The sequence below is a fragment of the Streptomyces sp. NPDC002092 genome (assembly GCF_053593775.1).
Window position 1 is genome coordinate 166851 of record NZ_JBSFDG010000007.1, and the last position, 20295, is coordinate 187145.

Consider the following 20295-nt stretch of genomic DNA (forward strand, 5'->3'; position numbering starts at 1 on the left):
ACCCTGTCTGTGGATTTCTGACCGAACCGCTTCAGGGACTGATTCCCCGCGATGGAGTCTGCCCTGAACACCGGAGCATCTCCGTGCGTATCCCCCATAGAGGGTCTCCCGTGACAGACGCGGACAAGCCCGACGGATGCGGGCAGACCTGGAAGGGGATGAGCCACATGGCACTCACGGCACGCAGGGCCCGTACGACGCGTACGGCACTCGGGGTCACGGCGTCGGCCTTCGCCGCCGCTCTCGTTCTGGCCGCCTGCTCCAGCGGGGGCGGGGGAGGTGGCTCGGCTTCCTCCGGTACCTCCTCCGGCGCCCCCTCCGGCGCGAGCAAGGCCTCGGGGACCCAGGTGACGGTCACCGAGACCGAGTACGGGCTGAAACTGTCCCGGTCCTCGTTCACACCGGGCACCTACACCTTTGTCGCCGACAACAAGGGCAAGATCACGCACGCCCTGTCCATCGACGGCCCGGGCGTGGAGGACGCCAAGACCAAGAACATCCAGAGCGGCCAGGAGGCGAACCTGACGGTGACCTTCAAGAAGGGCAAGTACGACCTGTACTGCCCGATCCCGGGTCACAAGCAGCTCGGGATGAACAAGAACATCCAGGTCGGCTGAGCTCTCACGCCCCCTGATGGGTCTTGTGCCGGTCGTGGTGGCGGGCGACGCGTGCACGGTTTCCCCAGGAGGGCCTGCACCACTCCTGGCGCGGGTGCTCCTTGAGGAAGTAACGCACGCAGCGCGGCGCGTGGCAGGCGCGCAGCCGCTGCCGGTCGGGGCCGGTGAGGAAGGCGATCGCGGCCCGGGCGAGGGTCGCGGTGAGGTCGTGCGCGCCGTCGGCCGCCCTTGTGTGGACGGCGGGTTCGGCGCCCTCGGGCCAGTGCAGCACGGGGACGGTCGGGGTGCGGGCGGCCGCGGCGTTGAGGCGTGCGACGGCTTCGGGGACGGGCAGCAGACGGGCCGCGTCGGCACGGCTGGGTTCCGCGGGGCGTACGGCGTGGGCGAAGAGGGCGCGGACGGCCGCCCGCAGGTCGCGTACGGCGGTGAGGCCGGCTCGGTCGGCGGCATGGGCAGCGGCGTCCGGCAGGATCTCGGGGTGGGCGCGGACCCAGGTGGTGAGCTCCGCGGGGTCCGCCAGGTCGTCGGCGACGCCGCCGTGTCCGTCGGGGAACTGGGCGACAAGCACTCACGTACCTGCACCGCGCCCGCCGCCGGCGGCCGAGTCCCACCGCGGGACCAGCCCGGCGTCAGCCTCACTCCTCCCCCATGACCGGCGGTACCACCGCCACCGGGGCCGCCGCGTGGAGCAGGACCGCCTGGGCGACCGAGCCCATCATGCGGGCGGGGGCCAGCAGACGGCGGCGGTGGCGGCCCACGACGACCAGCCTGGCGTCCTTGGAGGCCGCGACCAGCTGGCCTGCCGCGTCACCCGGCATCGCGTAGGTGTCGACGGGGACGTCGGGGTGTCTTGAGCGGTGCGGGGCGAGGAAGCCCTCGGCGAGGGTCCAGGTCTGGTTCTCGATGGCGTGCTGGTCGACCATCGGCGGGGCGAGTTCGCCGGGGGTGGCCCAGGTCTGCACGGGCCACATATAGGCGGCGACCACATGAAGGCGGGCGCCGCGCAGCCCGGCCTCGGTGAAGGCGAACGCCAGGGTCGCCTCGTCGGGGCTGTCCACCTGCAGGCCGACGACCACGCGCGGGCCGGGCTCGACCGGTACGTCGCCGTGCACCTCACGGCCGGGCCGTGGCACCACCACGACGGGGCACTCGGCGTCGCGGGCGGCGGCCATGCCGTTGGAGCCGAGCAGCAGACTGGCGAAGCCGCCGCGCCCGCGGGAGCCGAGCACCAACAGCTGGGCGCCGGCGCCGAGTTCCGGCAGGAGGGCGCCCGGCACCCCCTCAAGGCCGTGGTACTCCACGGCCGGCAGGTCGGTCCGCCCCTGCAGATACGTGCGGACCTGGCCGAGCACCGGGTCGTCGCCCGGCTCCGGCGGCCCGGCGGCAAGGACGTCGGGCTGCACCCAGGGGGCGTACTGCCGCACATGGACCACCCGCAGCGGCACCGCGCGCCGACGGGCGTCGTCGAGGGCCCAGTCCAGGGCGCGCACGCTGTCGTCCGAACCGTCGACCGCCGCGATGACCGGCAGGGTGCTGCTCATGGGTTCCTCATCTCCGGGAGACGGCCTTCCCTTCCCTGGGCCAGCCTCGCTCAGGCGTCCGCCCGGGAAGGGCGCTCAAGGTCGCGTGTCCGCAAAGACGGGTGGAACACCCCCGGATCGGCCCGTCGGCTCAGCCGTACGGCCGCCGGGTCAGGTCAGGTCGAACTCTCCTTCCCGCGCCCCCGACACAAACGCGCCCCATTCCGCGGGCGTGAAGATCAGGGAAGGGCTTTCCGGGCGGCCGCTGTTGCGCATCGCGATGAATCCCTCGACAAAAGCGATCTGGACATCCCCCCGGCCACGGCTGCTCGAGTGCCAATCGGCGTTGCTCAGGTCCAGCTCAGGTTTGTCCCAGCCCGCAAGCGGGTGCTGCTGGATGGTGCTCTCGGCCACGTCCGTGCTCCTCCCGATTCGTCGTCCGCGGCCAGCCTAGCGATCGGTTTCTGATGCCGACAGGCCACGTGAGGGGGACCTTTCCGGAGTCCTTTTACGACTCCGGCGGTTCGCTCCCCACGAGCCACATCGAGAAGAACTGCGATCCGCCCCCGTAGGCGTGCCCGAGGACCCTCCGGGCCCCTTCCACCTGGTGTTCTCCGGCCTGTCCGCGCACCTGGAGCGCCGCCTCGGCAAAGCGGATCATGCCGGAGGCGCCGATGGGATTGGTCGACAGGACGCCGCCCGACATGTTGACGGGCAGGTCCCCGTCCAGCTCGGTCACCCCGGCTTCGGTGAGTTTCCAGCCCTCGCCCTCGTCGGCGAAGCCGAGGTTCTCCAGCCACATGGGCTCGTACCAGGAGAACGGCACATACATCTCGACGGCGTCGATGTCGCGGCGCGGATCGGCGATCCCGGCCTGCCGGTACACGTCGGCGGCGCAGTCCTTGCCGGCCTGCGGCGACACGGCGTCCTTGCCGGCGAAGAGAGTGGGCTCACTGCGCATGGCGCCGCCCAGCATCCACGCGGCCGGCCGGGGCGCGCGGGCCGCACCGGTCCGGTCCGTCAGCACCATGGCGCACGCGCCGTCGGAGGACGGGCACGTCTCGGAGTAGCGGATCGGGTCCCACAGCATGGGCGAGGCCTGGACCTTCTCCAGGGTGATGTCGTGCTCGTGCAGGTGGGCGTAGGGGTTCTTCAGGGCGTTGCGCCGGTCCTTGTAGGCCACCAGGGAGCCGACCGTGTCGGGCGCGCCGGTGCGTCGCATGTACGCGCGCACATGCGGGGCGAAGAAACCGCCGGCCCCGGCGAGCAGCGGCTGCTGGAAGGGGATCGGCAGGGACAGGCCCCACATGGCGTTGGACTCGGACTGCTTCTCGAAGGCCAGCGTCAGCACGGTGCCGTGGACGCGCGCCGCGACCAGACTGGCGGCGACGAGCGCGGTCGAGCCGCCGACGGATCCGGCGGTGTGCACCCGCAGCATCGGTTTGCCCACCGCGCCGAGCGCGTCGGCGAGGTACAGCTCGGGCATCATCACGCCCTCGAAGAAGTCGGGCGCCTTGCCGATGACCACGGCGTCGATGTCGGCCCAGGTCAACTCGGCGTCTTCGAGGGCACGTTGGGCGGCCTCCCGGACCAGCCCGGCGATCGACACGTCCCGCCTCGCCGCCACATGCTTGGTCTGGCCGACTCCTACGACGGCCACGGGCTCCTTGCTCATCGCGGATCCCCTTCGAGTACGGCGACCAGGTTCTGTTGCAGACAGGGCCCGGAGGTGGCGTGGGCGAGCGCCCGGTCGGACTCGCCCCGGTGGATGCCGGCGGCGGCCTCGCCGATGCGGATCAGCCCGGCGGCCATGATCGGGTTGGCGGCGAGGGCCCCGCCGGACGGGTTGACCCGCACGTCGTCACCCAGCCGCAGTGCCTTGCGCAGCACGACCTCCTGCGAGGTGAAAGGCGCGTGCAACTCGGCGGTGTCGACGGGCCGTTCGAAGGCGCCGGCCTTCTCGGCGGCCAGGCGGGTGGAGGGTGAGTCGGTCAGGTCGCGGACACCGAGGCCGTGCGCCTCGATGCGGTGGTCGATGCCGCGGATCCAGGCGGGCCGTTCGCACAGTTCCCGGGCCCGCTCCCCCGCCGCGAGGATCACGGCGACCGCGCCGTCGCCGATCGGCGGGCAGTCGCCGGTTCGCAGGGGCCGTACGAGGTAGTCCCCTTGCGGCACCGAACCCCGCAGCTGGGCATGGGAGTTGGCGGCGGCGTCCGCACGGCTGCGGGCGGCGACGGCCGCGAGCGCGGGCTCGTCGGTGTCGCCCGCGTCGATGAGGGCCTGCGCCTGAAGAGCTGCCAGAGCGACGGAGTCGGGCCACAGGGGTGCCACGTAGTACGGGTCGAGCTGCCGGGTCAGGACGTCGCGTACGGAGCCGGGCGAGGACTTGCCGTACGAGTACACGAGCGCGGTGTCGGCGTCCCCGGTGAGGAGTTTCGTCCATGCCTCGTACAGGGCCCAGGCGCCGTCCATCTCCACGTGCGACTCGGAGATCGGCGGCCAGGCGCCGACGCCGTCGAGGGCGAGGGTGAAGGAGAACGCGCGCCCGGCCAGGTAGTCGCTGGAGCCGGAGCAGGTGAAGCCGATGTCGGCGGTCTTCAGACCCGTCTGGTCGAGGACCTCGTGCAGCACCGGCATGAGCATCTCCACCTCGGAGAGCTCCTCGCTGGTGCGCCGGTGGTCGGTCTGGGCGAAGGCCACCAGTGCTATGTCACGCATCACAGCAGCTCCTTGTACGTCTCGTACTCCGCGTCGGGTTCGCCGGTGGGCCGGTAGTGGTCGGGGTAGCGGGCCCCTTCGGTCCACACCGGCTCCACGCGCAGCCCCATGCGCACCTGGTCGTAGGGGATGCCGCCGATACGGCCGTGCAGCGCGAGGCCGGCGCCGTCGAGGGCTATGTGGGCGTAGACGTACGGGACTTCGATGTCCAGGTTCTTCGCCTTGATGTTGACGATGCAGAAGGTGGTGACCGTGCCGCGCGGCCCCACCTCGACCTGCTCCGAGGTGGCGACGCCGCAGGTGGGGCAGGCACCCCTGGGCGGCACGTACACCTTGCGGCAGGAGGGGCAGCGTTCGCCCACGGTCCGCCGTTGGGAGAGGGCATTGATGTAGGCGGTCTGGGCGCGGCCCGGCGAGTAGGTGTAGTCGAGGCGGGCGGGGGCGACGATGCCGGTGATCGCGTCCTCGAACTCGCCGGTGTGCCCGGTGGTTCGGGCGGGTCCGCCGTCGTACGGCTCGAAACAGGCGATGTCGGTGATGGCACCTTCGCGTGCTTCGGCCCAGCGGATGCGTACACGCATGCCGGTGCGTACGGCGTCCGCCCCGGGGACGTCGAGGGCGTGCAGCAGGGCGGTGTCGGCTCCGTCGAGGCGGACCAGGACCCAGGCGAAGGGGGTGTCGAGGGGCTGTCCGCGGCGGGGTTCGTGGTTCCAGGCCCAGGTGGTGACCGTGCCGGTGGGGGCGACCTCGACCAGGTCGCGGATCTCCTCGGCGGTGACGGGGTCGTACTCGACGGGCGGGACGAGAGTGCGCCCGTCGACGGTCTTCACCCCGAGGACGACGCGCTCTCGCAGACCGGTCAGAAAGGCACTTTGCACAGGCCCGAGGGAGCGGGTGAAGGGGAATTCGACGGCTAGGGGAGCCTTGAGGACTTCGGGCATCGGGAGCATGCCTCCTTCGGGACCGGCGGGCGTGAGCCGGCCGGGCGGTGGCTGAGCAGGCACGGCGAGTCCAGCTACCCCAGGGGCGCGGGGAACTGCGCGACCAGCCACCGACGGCCCGCAGTTACCGACGCACCTCCAGCGAAATAACTACGCGCGCCTATAAACAGGCGGCCGCTTCTCGGCGAAGGCGCGGGCACCCTCCTTGGCATCGGCCGTGTCGAAGACCGGCCACCCCCGCTTGAGTTCGGAGGCAAGCCCGTCCGTCTCCGTCATCTCGGCGGTCTCGTAGACGGACGCCTTGACCGCCTCCACGGCGAGCGGACCGCAGGCGTTGATCTGTTCGGCGATCTCCAGGGCCTTGGCAACAGCAGTGCCGTCGGGCACGACATGGCCGACCAGGCCGATGTCGGCGGCCTCCCGTGCGGTGTAGGGGCGCCCCGTGAGCAGCATCTCCAGGGCGTGGGTGCGCGGGATCTGCCGCTGCAGGCGCACCGTCGAGCCGCCGATCGGGAACAGCCCCCGTTTGACCTCGAAGAGCCCGAACGTCGCCGACTCCCCCGCGACGCGGATGTCGGTGCCCTGGAGGATCTCGGTGCCGCCCGCGACGCAGTAGCCCTCGACGGCGGCGATCACCGGTTTGCGGGGGCGGTGATGGCGCAGCATCGCCTTCCAGTGCAGGTCCGGATCGGCCTTGAGGCGGTCCCGGTACTGCTCTCCCTCCATGCCCTGGCCGGCCAGGGCCTTGAGGTCCATGCCGGCGCAGAACGCGCCACCCGCGCCGGTCAGCACGACCGAGCGGACGGCGTCGTCCTCGTCGGCCTCGACCCAGCCGTCGTACAGACCGACCAGCATGGACAGCGAGAGCGCGTTCTTGGCGTCCGGCCGGTTGAGCGTGAGCACCAGTGTGGCGCCTTCGCGCTGCACGGTGAGGTGTTCGGTCCCACCCATCACCCATCTCCCCTCTCAAAGAACGAGAACAGGTTGCAGTAGGCGGGGAGCCACTTCAAGAGTTTTCTGACAGACAGTCAGATTTCTTCGCGCGGACCCTTCACAGTTGTCGCCCCCTTTGCTCTGATGACCGGCGAACCGACGGATGCGCCTTTCTTCGTCATGGCTGTTCCGCGTCATGGCTGCCGGGGTCAGGAGGAGCGGTGGAGTACAACCTTGCCGACCTGTTCGAGTCGGTCGTCGACGTGGTGCCGGAGCGCGAGGCCCTGGTCTATGTCGACCACCCGGGCACGGGCGCGGAGCGGCGCCTGACGTACGAGGAGCTGGACGCGGCGGCGAACCGTATCGGCCACCATCTGATCGACGCCGGGATCCGCCCCGGCGAACACCTCGGGCTGCACCTCTACAACGGCATCGAGTATCTGCAGACGGTGTTCGGGTGTCTGAAGGCGCGGATCGTCCCGGTCAACGTCAACTACCGCTACGTAGAAGATGAGTTGGTGTATCTCTACCGGGACGCCGATCTGGTGGCGTTGGTCTTCGACGCGGAGTTCGACGAGCGGGTGGCGGCGGCGCTGCCGCAGTGTCCGAAGCTGCGGCATCTGGTGCGGGTGGGCGGCACGCAGGACGGGATCGCTGCCGTGTCGTTCGCCGAGGCCGAGGCGGGCGGGTCGCCGGAGCGCGGCTTCCCGGCGCGCTCGGGGGACGACCAGTTCATCATCTACACCGGCGGCACCACCGGGATGCCCAAGGGCGTGATGTGGCGTCAGGAGGATCTGTTCTTCTCCGGTCTGGGCGGGGGCGCGCCGACCGGTGAGCCGGTCAGGAAGCCTCAGGAGCTCGCCGAGCGGGTCGCGGCCGGCGGCTCCGGAATCACCTTCTTCCCCACTCCCCCGCTGATGCACGGTACCTCCACCCTCACCTCGTTCATCGGCTTCAACTTCGGGCAACGGGTCGTGATCCACCGCAAGTTCGTGCCCGAGGAGGTGCTGCGGACGATCGAGAAGGAGAAGGTCACCAGCATCTCGCTGGTCGGCGACGCGATGCTGCGGCCGCTGGTCGACGCCCTGGCCGGACCCATGAAGGGCACGGACTGCTCGTCCGTCTTCAGCGTGTCCTCGTCCGGCGCGGTGCTCTCCGAGACGGTACGCCGACAGTTCCAGGAGCTGCTGCCGAACGCGATGCTGCTGAACAACTACGGTTCGTCCGAGTCCGGTTTCAACGGCACGGCGACGGCCGATTCCGGGGCCGGGCAGTCCTTCCGTATCCGCGTCAACTCCCGTACGCAAGTGGTCGATCCGGCCACCCACGAGCCGGTCGCCGCGGGCGAGGTGGGCCGGGTCGCACAATGCGGCCACGTCCCGCTCGGCTACTACAACGACCCGAAGAAAACCGCCGAGACCTTCTTCGAGAAGGACGGCGAGCGGTGGGTGCTGCTCGGCGACATGGGGACGGTGGACGAGCAGGGCGTGGTCACGGTCCTCGGCCGTGGCTCGCAGTGCATCAACACCGGAGGCGAGAAGGTGTACCCGGAGGAGGTCGAGCAGGCCCTGAAGTCCCATCCCGACGTGTACGACGCGCTGGTGGCCGGGGTGCCGGACGCGAAGTGGGGCAGTCACGTGGCGGCGGTGGTGCAACTGCGCGAGGGCGCGCCACGGCCTTCGCTTCAGGACGTACAGTCCTACTGCCGTACCCATCTCGCCGGTTACAAGGTTCCGCGGCAGTTGGTGATCACCGAGGCGATACGGCGGTCGCCCAGCGGCAAGGCCGACTACCGGTGGGCCCGGGAGGTGGCGGTCGCGGCGGACCGCTAGGCGGAAGGCCGGGGCCGGCGGTGGGCCGTCCGGGGCGGCGGGCGTACTCTTTGCGCGCGGTTGACCCGGGTGTTTGAACGGAGGGTGGCGTAGGGCCGTACGCGAGGTTGGCGGCTCGGCCCTGCGGGCCCGGTCCGCCGTGCCAGCAGCGGTTTCGCACGGAAGGACCCACGGGTGTCGCACCTCACGCCCCCTCGTCAACTGCCGGAGACGGACGCGGACGCACCGGACACGACCAGAGCCGAGGAGGCCTCGACCGCTCCCGTGGCGGCGACGAAGGAGGCGGACGAGCCGGCCGGAAACTCTCCGGCGGAGGAGACCGGCGGCGGCGCGAAGGACGAGAAGGAGCCGGCCGAGGCCGTCGTCCCGGACGGGGCTTCGAGCAGCGAAGGTTCCACCGACGAGGAAGCGGACGCCTCCACGTCCACGACCTCCGACGAGCCCGACCCGACGGGCGCCGCCGCCTCCCCCACCCGCCCGGGCTGGTTCGGCTGGCGCCGCCGCTACCCCCGCACGGCGGTTGGCGTACACGTGGGCACGACCGTCCTGGCCGCTGTGCTGGTGTTCGTCGTGCTCCTCGTGCCCAACCGCCTCGACTGGATCACTGTCCAGTCCTTCTTCCGTCTCCCCGTCGAGGCGGTCTTCCTCGCGGCCGTCCTGCTCGTGCTGCCGTCGAAGGGGCGGCGGATCACGGCCGTGCTCCTGGGGGTGTTCGTCGGGCTGTCCGGCGTTCTGAAGTGCCTCGACATGGGGTTCCGTCAGACCCTGGCCCGGCCGTTCGACCTGGTCTTCGACTGGGTGCTGCTGAGTGACGGCGCGGACTGGGTGAAGGACTCGTTCGGGCGCTCGGGTGAGGTGCTCGCGGTGGTCGGGGTGATCGTCCTGGTCATCGCCGTGCTCGCCTTGAGCGCGCTGGCCATGGTGCGGCTGGCCGACGTGCTGGCCCGGCACCGGCCCGTTGCCGTACGCTCCACGCTGGTCCTCGGCGTCGTGTGGATCCTCTGCTTCACCCTGGGCGTGCAGTTCGGTGGTGTCACGCTCGCCACCAATGGCTACGCCCAGTACCTCGCCAACCGTGTGCAGTACGTCCGCGACGGCCTCGGTGACGCCGACGTCTTCAAGAAGCAGATGGCGGTCGACGCCTACGCGAAGACCCCGGCCGGCCAGCTGCTCACCGGGCTGCGCGGCAAGGACGTCATGTTCACCTTCATCGAGAGCTACGGACGGGTGGCGATCGACGACCCGACGATGGGACCGGAGGTCGACGCGACGCTCAAGGCGGGCGACGCCCGGCTCAAGGCAGCCGGTTTCGCGGCACGCAGCGGCTGGCTCAGGTCACCGGTGACGGGCGCCGGCAGCTGGCTCGCCCACTCGACGTTCCTGTCCGGGCTGTGGATCAAGAACCAGCAGCGGTACCGGACCCTGACCACCAGTAACCGCGCCACCCTCACCAGCTACTTCCAGAAGACCGGCGCCTGGCGCACAGTCGGCATCGTGCCGGGCGTCCGCAAGACGTGGCCCGAGGGCAAGTACTTCGGCCTGGACCACATCTACGACTCCACGCACCTCGGCTACCAGGGCCCGTACTTCAGCTGGACGCCGGTGCCGGACCAGTTCAGCCTGGAGGCCTTCCAGAAACTGGAGCACGGCAAGAAGAACCGCGACCCGATCATGGCGGAGATCATCCTGGCCTCCAGTCACAACCCCTGGTCGCCCATCGCCCACATGATCGACTGGAAGGACCTCGGGGACGGGAAGGTCTTCTACAAGATCAAGAAGGAGGGCACGAACCCCACGGAGGTCTGGAAGAGCGCCCAGCGCGTGCGCACCGAGTACCGCAAGGCCATCCAGTACTCCCTGGACAGCCTGACCGAGTGGATGCAGCGCTACGGCGACGACAAGACCGTCCTCGTCTTCCTCGGCGACCATCAGCCCGTCCCGACGGTCACCGGGGGCACCGCCAACCGGGATGTACCGGTCACCATCGTCGCCCGAGACCCGAAGGTCCTGGACCGCGTCTCGAACTGGGGCTGGACCGACGGGATCAAGCCCGCGGACAACGCCCCGGAGTGGACCATGAACAAGTTCCGGGACCGCTTCATGACGGCATACGGGCCGCAGGGCGGGTGAGCCGGCCGACCGACGACGGCTCGGCAGGGGGTCCTTCGGACGGCTCAGCACGACGCGCGGGGGCGGAGTGCCGTCCCTAGGGTCGCAGTGACGGTGAGCGGATCACCGGCCCTGAAGGGGACCCCACATGCACATAGCGACGCGCGTGCTGAGCACAGCAGCACTGGCTCTCCTCGTGACCACCGGTCCGACGGCCGTCGTGGCCCATGCACAGACCGACGTGGACTGCCGCGACTTCGCGTTCCAGGAACAGGCGCAGGCGGTACTCAACGCCAATCCGAGCGATCCGTTCCGCCTGGACGCGGACCACGACGGCATCGCCTGCGAGGACCTGCCGCACAGGCCCTCACCCTCGCCCACGGTCACCTCCACCGCAGTCACCCCCGCCACGCTCACCCCGGCGCCGGCAACCTCCACGCCGGTTCCGCAGCGAGGGGTGAACGCGGGCGTCGGCGGCGGCACGGGGCCGGCCGGCTACGAGGTGGCGGGCGGGGCCGGACTCACCCTCCTCGCGCTGAGTCTGATCGGCGGTCATGTCGTGCTGCGGCAGCGTCGAAGCGCTGCCGCAGCCGGGCCGCGCAAGCCGTGACCCCGGCCGCCACGCTGCTCACCTGCCGGTGAAGCACGGGGGCCGGTCATCGGCCGACACCAGGCACACGCGTGCTCCCGGCCGGTTGCTCCGTCTCCTGGCTCATGTGCGCAGCTTCTTCCAGGTGCCGGGACCGACGATGCCGTCCGGCGCAAGCCCGTACCGTTCCTGCAAGGCACGCGCGGCACGCCCGGTCTTCTCGCCGTACACCCCGTCGAGCCGCCCGCTGTCGAACCACCCGCGCCGTCGCAGCAGGCACTGCGCCTCCACCACGCCCGGCCGACGCCTACGGCTCTTCCGGCAGAAGTCTCACCTGCAGCTCGTACCGCTGAGCGAAGCGGACGTGCGTGGGGCCCTGTCCTCTCGGGGGAGAACAGGGCCCCTCGCACTCTTCACTCCGCCTCAAATGTCACGTCCGCCGGTGCATCCCGCAACTCGAGCGCCGCTCCTGGGGGCCGATCGCCTACTCGGCCGGCGACAACAAGGCCTCGTCCCGGTCCAAGAATGCGGCGACCCGGCGTGCGAACCACTGGGGGTCGTCCACCCACGGATAGTGCCCCGCACCTGGCTGGACGGTGAATTCGGCGTTCGGAAACACGTCGGCCGTCGTGCGCGCCAGCTCGGGGCGGGGGCCGCCGTCGAGCTCGCCGGCGAGGACGAGGACCGGTGCGGCCACTCGGGCGAGTGCGGCGGTGGTCGCCGGCGGGTCGTAGACGCCGTCGGAGCCGTAGACGTCGGCGGCCTCGTCGTTGAACTCGACGCGGGCATCGTGCTCCGCCGCCGCCTCGTCCCAGCGGCCGTAGAAGAAGGGCGCGAACGCCGGGTCGAAGTCGGCCTTGCCCGCCACCCACTCCTCGAATGCCGGGAACACGTCCTCGAACCACGGCTCGCCGCTCCTCAGCCGTGCCGCGGCCAGCCGGTCCTCGGCGCTGGGCTGCTTTCCCAGTGCCCAGGGGGTGCAGGTGACCAGGACCAGCCGCGCCACACGCTCCGGGTGCCGGGCGGCGTACAGCATCGCCAGACTGCCACCGGCCGAATGGGCGAGCAGGTCCATCCGCTCCAGGCCCAGGTGGGCGCGGAGCGCCTCCACGTCGTCCACGAGATGGTCGCACCGGTAGGTGGCCGGATTCTCCGGGACCGCTGAGTCGCCTGTGCCGCGCAGGTCGAGCAGGACCAGCCGGCGTTGGTTCGCGAGCCCGCCCAGGTCTCCGAGGTAGGAGGAGGCCTGCATGGGGCCTCCCGGCAGGACGACGAGCGGCTCGCCCTCGCCCCGGAGGTGGTAGGCGAGCTGGGTCCCGTCGGCTGCGGTGAAGATCGGCATGCGCCGATCTTCCTGTTTCACGGCACGGTGGCGCAACGCAGTTGTGGGGGTGCGGCAGAAAGTGCGGGCCGCCCTCTTGCCTGCCCCGACGTGGCCTGAATTACTGATCCCGAACAGCTCGACCGAATGATCGGTCGCCCGTATTGATGTGGTTGGCGAAGGAGACGTCCCCATGGTGGATGCGACGGAGCTGCTGGATTCGGGGGAACGGCTCGACGCCGGTGCGCTGCGGGCGCTGCAGCTGGAGCGGCTGCGGGCCTCGCTGCGGCACGCGTACGAGCACGTCCCCTTCTACCGGGAGTCCTTCGACAAGGCCGGCGTCCACCCGGACGACTGCCGGTCCCTGGCCGACCTGGCCCGTTTCCCGTTCACCACGAAAGCGGACCTGCGCGAGAACTATCCGTACGGCATGTTCGCCGTGCCACGGGACCGCATCCGCCGGATCCACGCCTCCAGCGGCACCACCGGGCGCCCCACGGTCGTCGGCTACACGGACGGCGACCTCTCCCTGTGGGCCGACATGGTGGCTCGCTCGATCCGGGCGGCGGGTGGCCGGCCCGGCGACAAGGTGCATGTGGCGTACGGCTACGGCCTGTTCACCGGCGGCCTCGGCGCGCACTACGGGGCGGAACGGCTCGGCTGTACGGTCATCCCCGCCTCCGGCGGTATGACGGCCCGCCAGGTCCAGCTGATCCAGGACCTGCAACCGCAGATCATCATGGTGACGCCGTCGTACATGCTCACGCTCCTCGACGAGTTCGAGCGCCAGGGCGTCGATCCGCGCGGCACCTCCCTGCGCGTCGGGATCTTCGGGGCCGAGCCGTGGACCGAGGAGATGCGGCGGGAGATCGAGGAGCGGTTCGCGATCGACGCGGTGGACATATACGGGCTGTCCGAGGTGATCGGCCCGGGGGTGGCTCAGGAGTGCGTGGAGACCAAGGACGGGCTGCACATCTGGGAGGACCACTTCTTCCCCGAGGTCGTCGATCCGGTCACCGGTGAGGTCCTCCCGGACGGCGAGGAGGGCGAGCTCGTCTTCACCTCGCTGACCAAGGAGGCGATGCCGGTCGTGCGGTACCGCACGCGTGACCTGACGCGGCTGCTGCCGGGCACGGCACGGGTGTTCCGGCGGATGGAGAAGGTCACCGGGCGCAGCGACGACATGGTGATCCTGCGGGGCGTGAATCTCTTCCCGACGCAGATCGAGGAGATCGTGCTGCGCACACCCGGTGTCGCGCCGCACTTCCAGCTGCGCCTGACCCGCGAGGGCCGTCTCGACGCCCTCACCGTGCGCGCGGAGGCCCGGCCCGACGCCGGACCCGAGGTGCGGGAGGCTGCCGCGCAGGCGATCGCGACGGCGGTGAAGGACGGTATCGGGGTGTCGGTCGCGGTGGAGATCGTGGAGCCGGAGTCGCTGGAGCGGTCGGTGGGGAAGATCAGGCGGATCGTGGACCTGCGGTAGCGGTCCGCTGGTGGTGCCCGTCATGCGGCTCGCCGTAGGGTCCGCCACGCGTTGCGTCACGGATGGAACCGCCACCGGCCTTCGGAGATGACATCCACCTTGCTGTCCCTGACGCGGACGGCCGTCTCGTCGTCGATGAAGTAGATCGGAAAGTCCGCCCGAGCGGTGATGCGATCAGCCCAGGCGTCGTCCCGCTCGGGGAAATGCGGCGAGTACAGGTGGGGCTTGAGATACCAGTCGAACAGGCCGAACGGCGGCTCCACGGTCGTCGCGCCGAGCAGGTGGAGGTCCTTGGTGTCCCCGATGACGTCGGCGGAGTGCGCGGTGAGATTGCGGGTGAAGATCATTGATCCGGCGCTGACCCCCACATAGACGCGGCTCTCCAGCGCCTCAAGGAAGCCGTCGGCCAGGCCGTTGCCGGTGATGCTGCGCGCGAGGTGGTAGTGGCTGCCGCCCTCGACGTAGATGACGTCGGCGTGGAGCAGCCGGTCGAGCACCAGCCGGCGGGGCAGGCCGTTCAGCTCCAGGACGTCGAACTCCCGCCAGCCGAGGCCGTACAGCCGGTTCATGCCCTCGACGAACCAGCCGTGGTCCCCGGGCTCGGCGACCGATGCCGTGGGCACGTACACGATGTTCGCCGATCCGAACGGCTTTCCCAGCATGTCCCGCAGCGCATCCCGCAGTGTCTCGTTGCGCAGGCCACTCGCCGTCAGCAGAAGGTTCATCGGGCGAGCCAAGCACGGCTGACGGGAGCGCGCAACGAACCCGGAAGGAGCGCTGCCGGACCGCAGCGTAAATCGCTCGCCCGCCATGAGCCGCGTCGTTAGGATCCGGCCGCACGACGAAGGCACGCCATGCGACCACGAGGGGAGCCGGTATGCAGATCCCGGGTGCGCGGACCGACCGTCTGGGCTTGCTCATCGACCAGTTCGACCGCGCCAGGGAGATGGCTCAGGTGCGGCTGACGGGGCTCGGCGACGAGGAGTACCTGTGGGAACCCGCGCCCGGCGGCTGGTCGATCCGGCGACGGGGCGAGGCGAAGACGCCCAGGGCGTTCGGGCCCGGCGAGTGGGTGCTCGACCAGGGCGCCCCCACTATCCCGGCGAACGAGTACGACGAGGTGGCCCGGCAGGCCGCCGCCGGCATGTCCGTCGCCAAGATCGCCGAGGACTGGAGTGTGAGCGTCGAACGGGTCCAGGAGGTCCTCGCCCACACCGGGCCGGCGGAGCCCGACGAGGTGCCGGTCCCCACCATCGCGTGGCGGCTGGGGCACCTGCACTTCTGCTTCGCGGGCCAGTGGGAGTGGACCTTCGGTGAGCGGCGGCAGGAGCCGAAGCTGCTGGTCGACTTCACCCCTTCCGCCGCCCTGGCCCTGGAGCGGTTCTGGGCGCTGATCGACCGCTGGCGGGACAGCGTCGCCGCGACGACCGACGCGCAACTCGACACGGTCGGCTTCTCGCAGTATCCGTACGGCTCCGACCCCGACGACCCGTTCATCAGCGTGCTGTGGGGCGCCAACCTCGAGTTCATCCACCACATGGCCGAGATCGCGCTCCTGCGCGACCTGTGGCGGTCGCGCTAGCCGGAGAAGCGGTCCCGCAGTTCCCTCTTGAGGATCTTTCCGCTGGCGTTGCGCGGCAGTTCCGTGACGAACTCCACCCGCTTCGGGGCCTTGAAGTGGGGGAGCTTCTCGCGGGCGTGGGCGATCAGCTGGTCCTCCGTCACCTCGCCGCGCGGGACGACGACCGCGGTGACCGCCTCGATCCACTGTTCGTCGGGCAGGCCGATCACGGCGACCTCGGCGACGGACTCGTGGGTGTAGAGGGCGTCCTCCACCTGGCGTGAAGCGATCAGTACACCACCGGAGTTGATGACGTCCTTCACGCGGTCGACGATCGTGTAGTAGCCGTGCGCGTCGCGCACCGCGAGGTCGCCGGAGTGGAACCAGCCGTCGCGGAAGGCTTCGGCGGTCTCCTCGGGCTTGTCCCAGTAGCCCTCGCACAACTGCGGGGAGCGGTAGACGATTTCGCCGGGTGTGCCGTCGGGGACGTCCTTGCCGTCCTCGTCGACCACGCGGGCGTCGACGAACAGGACGGGGCGGCCGCAGGAGTCCATGCGGCCCTTGTGCTCGTCGGGTGCCAGGACGGTGGCCAGGGGGCCGATCTCGCTCTGGCCGAAGCAGTTGTAGAAGGCGAGCTTGGGAAGTCGTTCGCGCAACCGTTCCAGGACGGGCACCGGCATGATCGACGCGCCGTAGTAGGCCTTGCGGAGTCCGCCGAGGTCGCGGGTGGTGAAGTCGGGACGGTTGGACAGGCCGATCCACACCGTGGGCGGAGCGAACAGGCTGTCCGCGCGGCCGTTCTCGATGAGGTCGAAGAGCCGGTCGCCGTCGGGCGCGTCGAGGATGATGTTCGTGGCGCCGACCGCGAGGTAGGGCAGCAGGAACACGTGCATCTGCGCGGAGTGGTAGAGCGGGAGCGAGTGCACGGGGCGGTCGCCGGCGCTGAGGTCGAGGGCGGTGATCGCGCTCAGGTACTCGTGCACCAGGGCGCGGTGCGTCATCATCGCGCCCTTGGGCAGGGCCGTCGTACCCGAGGTGTACAGCAGCTGTACCAGGTCCTCGGTGCGCGGCTCGGGCCCGTCGTAGGCGGGGGCCGCCGCCAGGCGGGCCAGTAGTGAATCATTGGCGTCCCGCAGGGGCAACGTCCGTACGTGGTCGGCGAGTCGACCGGCCAGGCCGGGGTCGGTGAGGACCAGCGAACTGCCGGACTGTTCGACGATGTAGGCCAGGTCGTCGCCGGTCAGGTTCTGGTTGACCGGCACATGGACCAGGTCCGCACGGGCGCAGGCGAGGAAGCCGATCAGATAGGCGTCCGAGTTGTGGCCGTAGGCGCCGACCCGGTCGCCCGGGGCGAGTCCCTCATCGAGCAGGACGCTCGCCGCGCGGGAGACGGCCTCGTCCAGTTCCTCGTACGTCCACCTGCGGTCGCCGTACTCCACCGCGATACGCGCGGGGGTGCGTCGGGCGCTGCGCCGCAGCACCCCGTCAACCGTGCTGCCGTGTCCCTGCGTCATGACTGATGATCCTCGGCGCGTGGCCGGGGCAGGTCAAGCACCCGGGAGGCTCACGCGCCCGCCCGTCGCACCCTCAACCGCTCCTTCCCCCCCGTGACCTTGGGAGGCACTCTTGCGTACCCGTTTCAGACGACTGGTTCTCGCGGCCGTCGCGTTACTCACCGCCTCGTCCGCGTTGCAGGCCGCCGCGGCCGAGCGCACGAGCCGCCAGGACCGTCCCGCGCACGGCGATCTGTCCGCCGTCATCCGCTACACCGAGTACGGAATTCCGCACATCGTCGCGAAGGACTACGCGGACCTCGGATTCGGCACCGGCTGGGCGCAGGCCGCCGACCAGGTGTGCCTGCTCGCCGACGGTTTCGTGACCGTGCGCGGCGAACGCTCACGCTACTTCGGACCCGACGCGGCCACCGACCGCTCGCTGTCGTCGGCCTCCGACAATCTCTCCAGCGACCTGTACTTCCGGGGCGTACGACAGTCCCGGACCGTGGAGAAGCTCCTCGCGGAACCGGCGCCCCAGGGCCCGAGCCGCCAGGTGAAGGACATGCTCCGGGGCTTCGCCGCGGGCTACAACGCCTGGCTGGCGCAGAACCGGATCACCGACCCGTCCTGCCAGGGCAAGCCCTGGGTGCGGCCGATCTCCTCGACCGACGTGGCCGCCCGTTTCTACGCCATCGTGATCCTCGGCGGCCAGGGCGGCTCCGTGGACGAGATCACCGGGGCGCAGCCTCCCACCGGCGCCACGGCACCCGGCACGGAGGTCGACGCCAAGGCCCTGATCAGGGCGGTGCGCCAGCGGTCCGCGAGCGCGGACATGGGCTCCAACGCGGTCGCCTTCAGCGGCGCCACCACGGCGAACGGCCGCGGTCTGCTGCTGGGCAACCCGCACTACCCGTGGCAGGGCGGGCGCCGCTTCTGGCAGTCGCAGCAGACCATCCCGGGCGAGCTGGACGTCGCGGGCGGCTCGCTCCTCGGCTCGCCGGTCGTCTCGATCGGCTACAACTCCCGTGTGGCGTGGAGCCACACCGTCGCCACCGGCGTCCCGTTCAGCCTGACCCGGCTGACCCTCGACCCCGCCGACCCCACCGTCTATCTGGTGGACGGCAAGCGGGAACGGATGACGAGGCGGACGGTGACCGTGGCGGTCCAGGACGGCGCCCCGGTGACGCGCACCCAGTGGTGGACGCGTTACGGCCCGGTCGTGGCCGACCCCAAGGGTGATCCGCCGCTGCCGTGGACGGCCACGACGGCGTACGCGCTCAACGACCCGAACGCCGCCAACTTCCGCTTCGCCGACACCTCGCTCGGCTTCGCCGAGGCGCGCTCCACGGCGGACCTGCTGACCTCCCTGGACCGGCATCAGGGCCTGCCGTGGGTGAACACCATCGCCGCGGACTCCGCCGGGCACTCCCTGTACACCCAGTCGCAGGTGCTGCCCCGGATCACCGACGACCTGGCGGCCCGTTGCTCCACCGACCTCGGCAGACTCACCTACCCGCAGGCGGGTCTCGCGGTCCTCGACGGCTCGCGCGGCGACTGCGCGATCGGCAGCGACCCGGACGCCGTGCAACCCGGCGTCTTCGGGCCCGCCCGCATGCCCACGCTCAAGGACGCACCGTACGCCGAGAACTCCAACGACAGCGCCTGGCTGGCCAACACCGACCGGCCGCTCACGGGCTACGAGCGGATCTTCGGCGACGTCGGGACACCGCGCTCGCTGCGGACCAGGGGCGCGATCGAGGATGTGGCGGCGATGGCCGAGCGCGGCGGGCTGACCGTCCGCGACCTGCAGAAGCAGCAGTTCGCGAACCGGGCGCCCGCGGGCGCGCTGGCCGCGGCCGACGTGGCGAAGGCGTGTGCCGCGCTGCCCGGTGGCACGGCGACCGCGGGCGACGGGAAATCCATCGACGTCAGCGGGGCCTGCAAGGTGCTCGCCGCCTGGGACCGGACCATGGACACCGACAGCCGGGGCGCCCTGTTCTTCGACCGCTTCTGGCGAAGGCTGACCGCCGCGGTGCCCGCGGGCCGGCTTTGGAAGGTGCCGTTCTCGGCCGCGGACCCGGTCCACACGCCGAACACGCTCGACACCGCCGTGCCCGGCTTCGCCACGGCCCTCGCCGACACGGTGGCGGAACTGCGCGACTCGGGTACGCCGCTGGACGCCCGGCTCGGTGACCACCAGTACGTCGTACGAGGCGGCGAACGCCTCGCGATACCAGGCGGCTCGAACAGGCTCGGCGTGTGGAACGTGGTCGAGCCGACGTGGGACGCGGCGAGCGGGGCGTACACGCAGGTGCCGTTCGGCTCCAGCCATCTGCAGGCCGTCGGCTGGGACGGCAGCGGCTGCCCGGTGGCGCGCACCCTGCTGACGTACTCCCAGTCGTCGAACCCGAACTCGCCGCACTACAGCGACCAGACCCGGCTGCTGTCCGCTGAGAAGTGGGTGACGGCCCGTTTCTGCGAGAAGGACATCCTGTCCTCGCCCGCACTGCGGGTGCTCCGGGTCAGCGAGCACCGCTGACCCCGCAGCCCTGTCCCGCGCATCCCGCGCGGGACAGGGTCCAGCCCACGCCCCCGGAGGCACCGCCCCACCCGTGAACGCGTCCAGGAGGATCCGCTCGCCCAGCGGCCGGCCCAGTTTCACCGTCTCCTCCTCGCCCAGCAACTGTTCAGTGCAGGGACCGTCCTTGGTCCCGACGATCGACGCGGACAGCACGACGCTGTCGTGTGTCTCCGGTACGTCCACTGCGGGACCGTCGTCGCAGGTGCCGTGCGCGATGCGCACGGTGACGGTCCGGCCGTCATCGCCCACCCCCACCAGCCCCTGGATCGGCCGCAGTTCGTCGCTCGGAGACTGATCGCCCATTACGTGCGTTGGCCCGCCTCGGTGCGGAAGCCGCCGTCGGGCAGCTGGATCACATCGCCCACGGGGCGGTAGCCCTTCGCCCACACCTCCGCGGCCCGGGAACCGTGCCCGGCGTCGGAGACCGCACGAGCCCGGACCCGCGAGCCGGCGTGACCGGCGGCCTGCTCGATGCCGCAACCGACGGCGCGTCCGGTGTGCCTGCGCATGGCCCCCGGGGCTGACGGTGACGAACGCGGTGCCGTTCCTGTGACGCGTCGGCTCCGCGTCGCGTTCGGTGCGTCCGCCACCGGT

At 70.7% G+C, this 20295-nt stretch carries 19 protein-coding genes; 7 read left to right on the plus strand and 12 right to left on the minus strand.

All coding sequences use genetic code 11. The features are described from left to right. The first annotated feature begins 167 nt into the window (after positions 1–167). Entirely contained in the window at positions 168–617 is a 450-nt protein-coding gene (locus ACWCRD_RS17980) for a plastocyanin/azurin family copper-binding protein (protein ID WP_450966782.1), read from the plus strand. Positions 618–621: 4 nt separating this feature from the next. Here the strand turns inward: ACWCRD_RS17980 and ACWCRD_RS17985 are convergent, their stop codons facing one another. From ACWCRD_RS17985 to ACWCRD_RS18015, 7 genes are all read right to left on the minus strand, one after another. Then, entirely contained in the window at positions 622–1185 is a 564-nt protein-coding gene (locus tag ACWCRD_RS17985; protein ID WP_450966783.1) for a CGNR zinc finger domain-containing protein, read from the minus strand. Positions 1186–1252: 67 nt separating this feature from the next. Continuing rightward, entirely contained in the window at positions 1253–2158 is a 906-nt protein-coding gene (locus tag ACWCRD_RS17990; RefSeq protein WP_450966784.1) for a universal stress protein, read from the minus strand. A gap of 150 nt (positions 2159–2308) precedes the next feature. Beyond that, positions 2309–2551, minus strand: coding sequence for a DUF397 domain-containing protein (locus ACWCRD_RS17995; protein WP_115912217.1), 243 nt, complete (start codon positions 2549–2551; stop codon positions 2309–2311). 94 nt (positions 2552–2645) lie between these two features. Next, on the minus strand, positions 2646–3812 hold the full coding sequence (locus ACWCRD_RS18000) for a thiolase domain-containing protein (RefSeq protein WP_450966785.1): 1167 nt from the start codon (positions 3810–3812) through the stop codon (positions 2646–2648). Then, positions 3809–4855, minus strand: a complete 1047-nt coding sequence (locus ACWCRD_RS18005; protein WP_450966786.1) for a thiolase domain-containing protein — start codon at positions 4853–4855, stop codon at positions 3809–3811. Before ACWCRD_RS18005 ends, ACWCRD_RS18000 begins: the two co-directional genes overlap by 4 nt. Then, positions 4855–5796: a Zn-ribbon domain-containing OB-fold protein gene (locus ACWCRD_RS18010; RefSeq protein WP_450966787.1), complete on the minus strand. Its 942-nt coding sequence runs from the start codon at positions 5794–5796 to the stop codon at positions 4855–4857. Before ACWCRD_RS18010 ends, ACWCRD_RS18005 begins: the two co-directional genes overlap by 1 nt. Positions 5797–5946: 150 nt before the next feature. Continuing rightward, positions 5947–6747, minus strand: a complete 801-nt coding sequence (locus tag ACWCRD_RS18015) for a crotonase/enoyl-CoA hydratase family protein (RefSeq protein ID WP_450966788.1) — start codon at positions 6745–6747, stop codon at positions 5947–5949. A gap of 203 nt (positions 6748–6950) precedes the next feature. Here ACWCRD_RS18015 and ACWCRD_RS18020 point away from each other — a divergent pair, with 203 nt between their 5' ends. From ACWCRD_RS18020 to ACWCRD_RS18030, 3 genes are all read left to right on the plus strand, one after another. Next, a complete protein-coding gene (locus ACWCRD_RS18020) occupies positions 6951–8561 on the plus strand; it encodes an acyl-CoA synthetase (protein WP_450966789.1) in 1611 nt (536 codons plus the stop codon). Between the two features lie 174 nt (positions 8562–8735). Continuing rightward, entirely contained in the window at positions 8736–10691 is a 1956-nt protein-coding gene (locus ACWCRD_RS18025) for a sulfatase (protein WP_450966790.1), read from the plus strand. A gap of 127 nt (positions 10692–10818) precedes the next feature. Beyond that, positions 10819–11280, plus strand: a complete 462-nt coding sequence (locus ACWCRD_RS18030) for an excalibur calcium-binding domain-containing protein (protein ID WP_450966791.1) — start codon at positions 10819–10821, stop codon at positions 11278–11280. 102 nt (positions 11281–11382) lie between these two features. Here the strand turns inward: ACWCRD_RS18030 and ACWCRD_RS18035 are convergent, their stop codons facing one another. Both ACWCRD_RS18035 and ACWCRD_RS18040 read right to left on the minus strand, forming a co-directional pair. After that, positions 11383–11553, minus strand: a complete 171-nt coding sequence (locus ACWCRD_RS18035; protein ID WP_450966792.1) for a peptidoglycan-binding domain-containing protein — start codon at positions 11551–11553, stop codon at positions 11383–11385. Positions 11554–11743: 190 nt separating this feature from the next. Beyond that, a complete protein-coding gene (locus ACWCRD_RS18040; protein WP_450966793.1) occupies positions 11744–12601 on the minus strand; it encodes an alpha/beta fold hydrolase in 858 nt (285 codons plus the stop codon). A gap of 172 nt (positions 12602–12773) precedes the next feature. On the opposite strand from ACWCRD_RS18040, the gene paaK reads away from it, so the two are divergent. After that, on the plus strand, positions 12774–14063 hold the full coding sequence (gene paaK, locus ACWCRD_RS18045; protein WP_450966794.1) for a phenylacetate--CoA ligase PaaK: 1290 nt from the start codon (positions 12774–12776) through the stop codon (positions 14061–14063). A gap of 56 nt (positions 14064–14119) precedes the next feature. On the opposite strand, the gene ACWCRD_RS18050 is transcribed toward paaK, so the two are convergent. Then, positions 14120–14788: a Type 1 glutamine amidotransferase-like domain-containing protein gene (locus tag ACWCRD_RS18050; RefSeq protein WP_450966795.1), complete on the minus strand. Its 669-nt coding sequence runs from the start codon at positions 14786–14788 to the stop codon at positions 14120–14122. 152 nt (positions 14789–14940) lie between these two features. Between ACWCRD_RS18050 and ACWCRD_RS18055 the strand changes: the two genes are divergently transcribed. Further along, positions 14941–15645: a DinB family protein gene (locus ACWCRD_RS18055; RefSeq protein WP_450966796.1), complete on the plus strand. Its 705-nt coding sequence runs from the start codon at positions 14941–14943 to the stop codon at positions 15643–15645. On the opposite strand, the gene ACWCRD_RS18060 is transcribed toward ACWCRD_RS18055, so the two are convergent. After that, a complete protein-coding gene (locus ACWCRD_RS18060; protein ID WP_450966797.1) occupies positions 15642–17138 on the minus strand; it encodes an acyl-CoA synthetase in 1497 nt (498 codons plus the stop codon). The two genes, ACWCRD_RS18055 and ACWCRD_RS18060, sit on opposite strands and share 4 nt — an antisense overlap. Before the next feature lie 112 nt (positions 17139–17250). Between ACWCRD_RS18060 and ACWCRD_RS18065 the strand changes: the two genes are divergently transcribed. After that, a complete protein-coding gene (locus tag ACWCRD_RS18065; RefSeq protein ID WP_450966798.1) occupies positions 17251–19659 on the plus strand; it encodes a penicillin acylase family protein in 2409 nt (802 codons plus the stop codon). Between the two features lie 344 nt (positions 19660–20003). On the opposite strand, the gene ACWCRD_RS18070 is transcribed toward ACWCRD_RS18065, so the two are convergent. Further along, positions 20004–20210, minus strand: coding sequence for a hypothetical protein (locus ACWCRD_RS18070; RefSeq protein WP_450966799.1), 207 nt, complete (start codon positions 20208–20210; stop codon positions 20004–20006). Between the last annotated feature and the right edge of the window lie 85 nt (positions 20211–20295).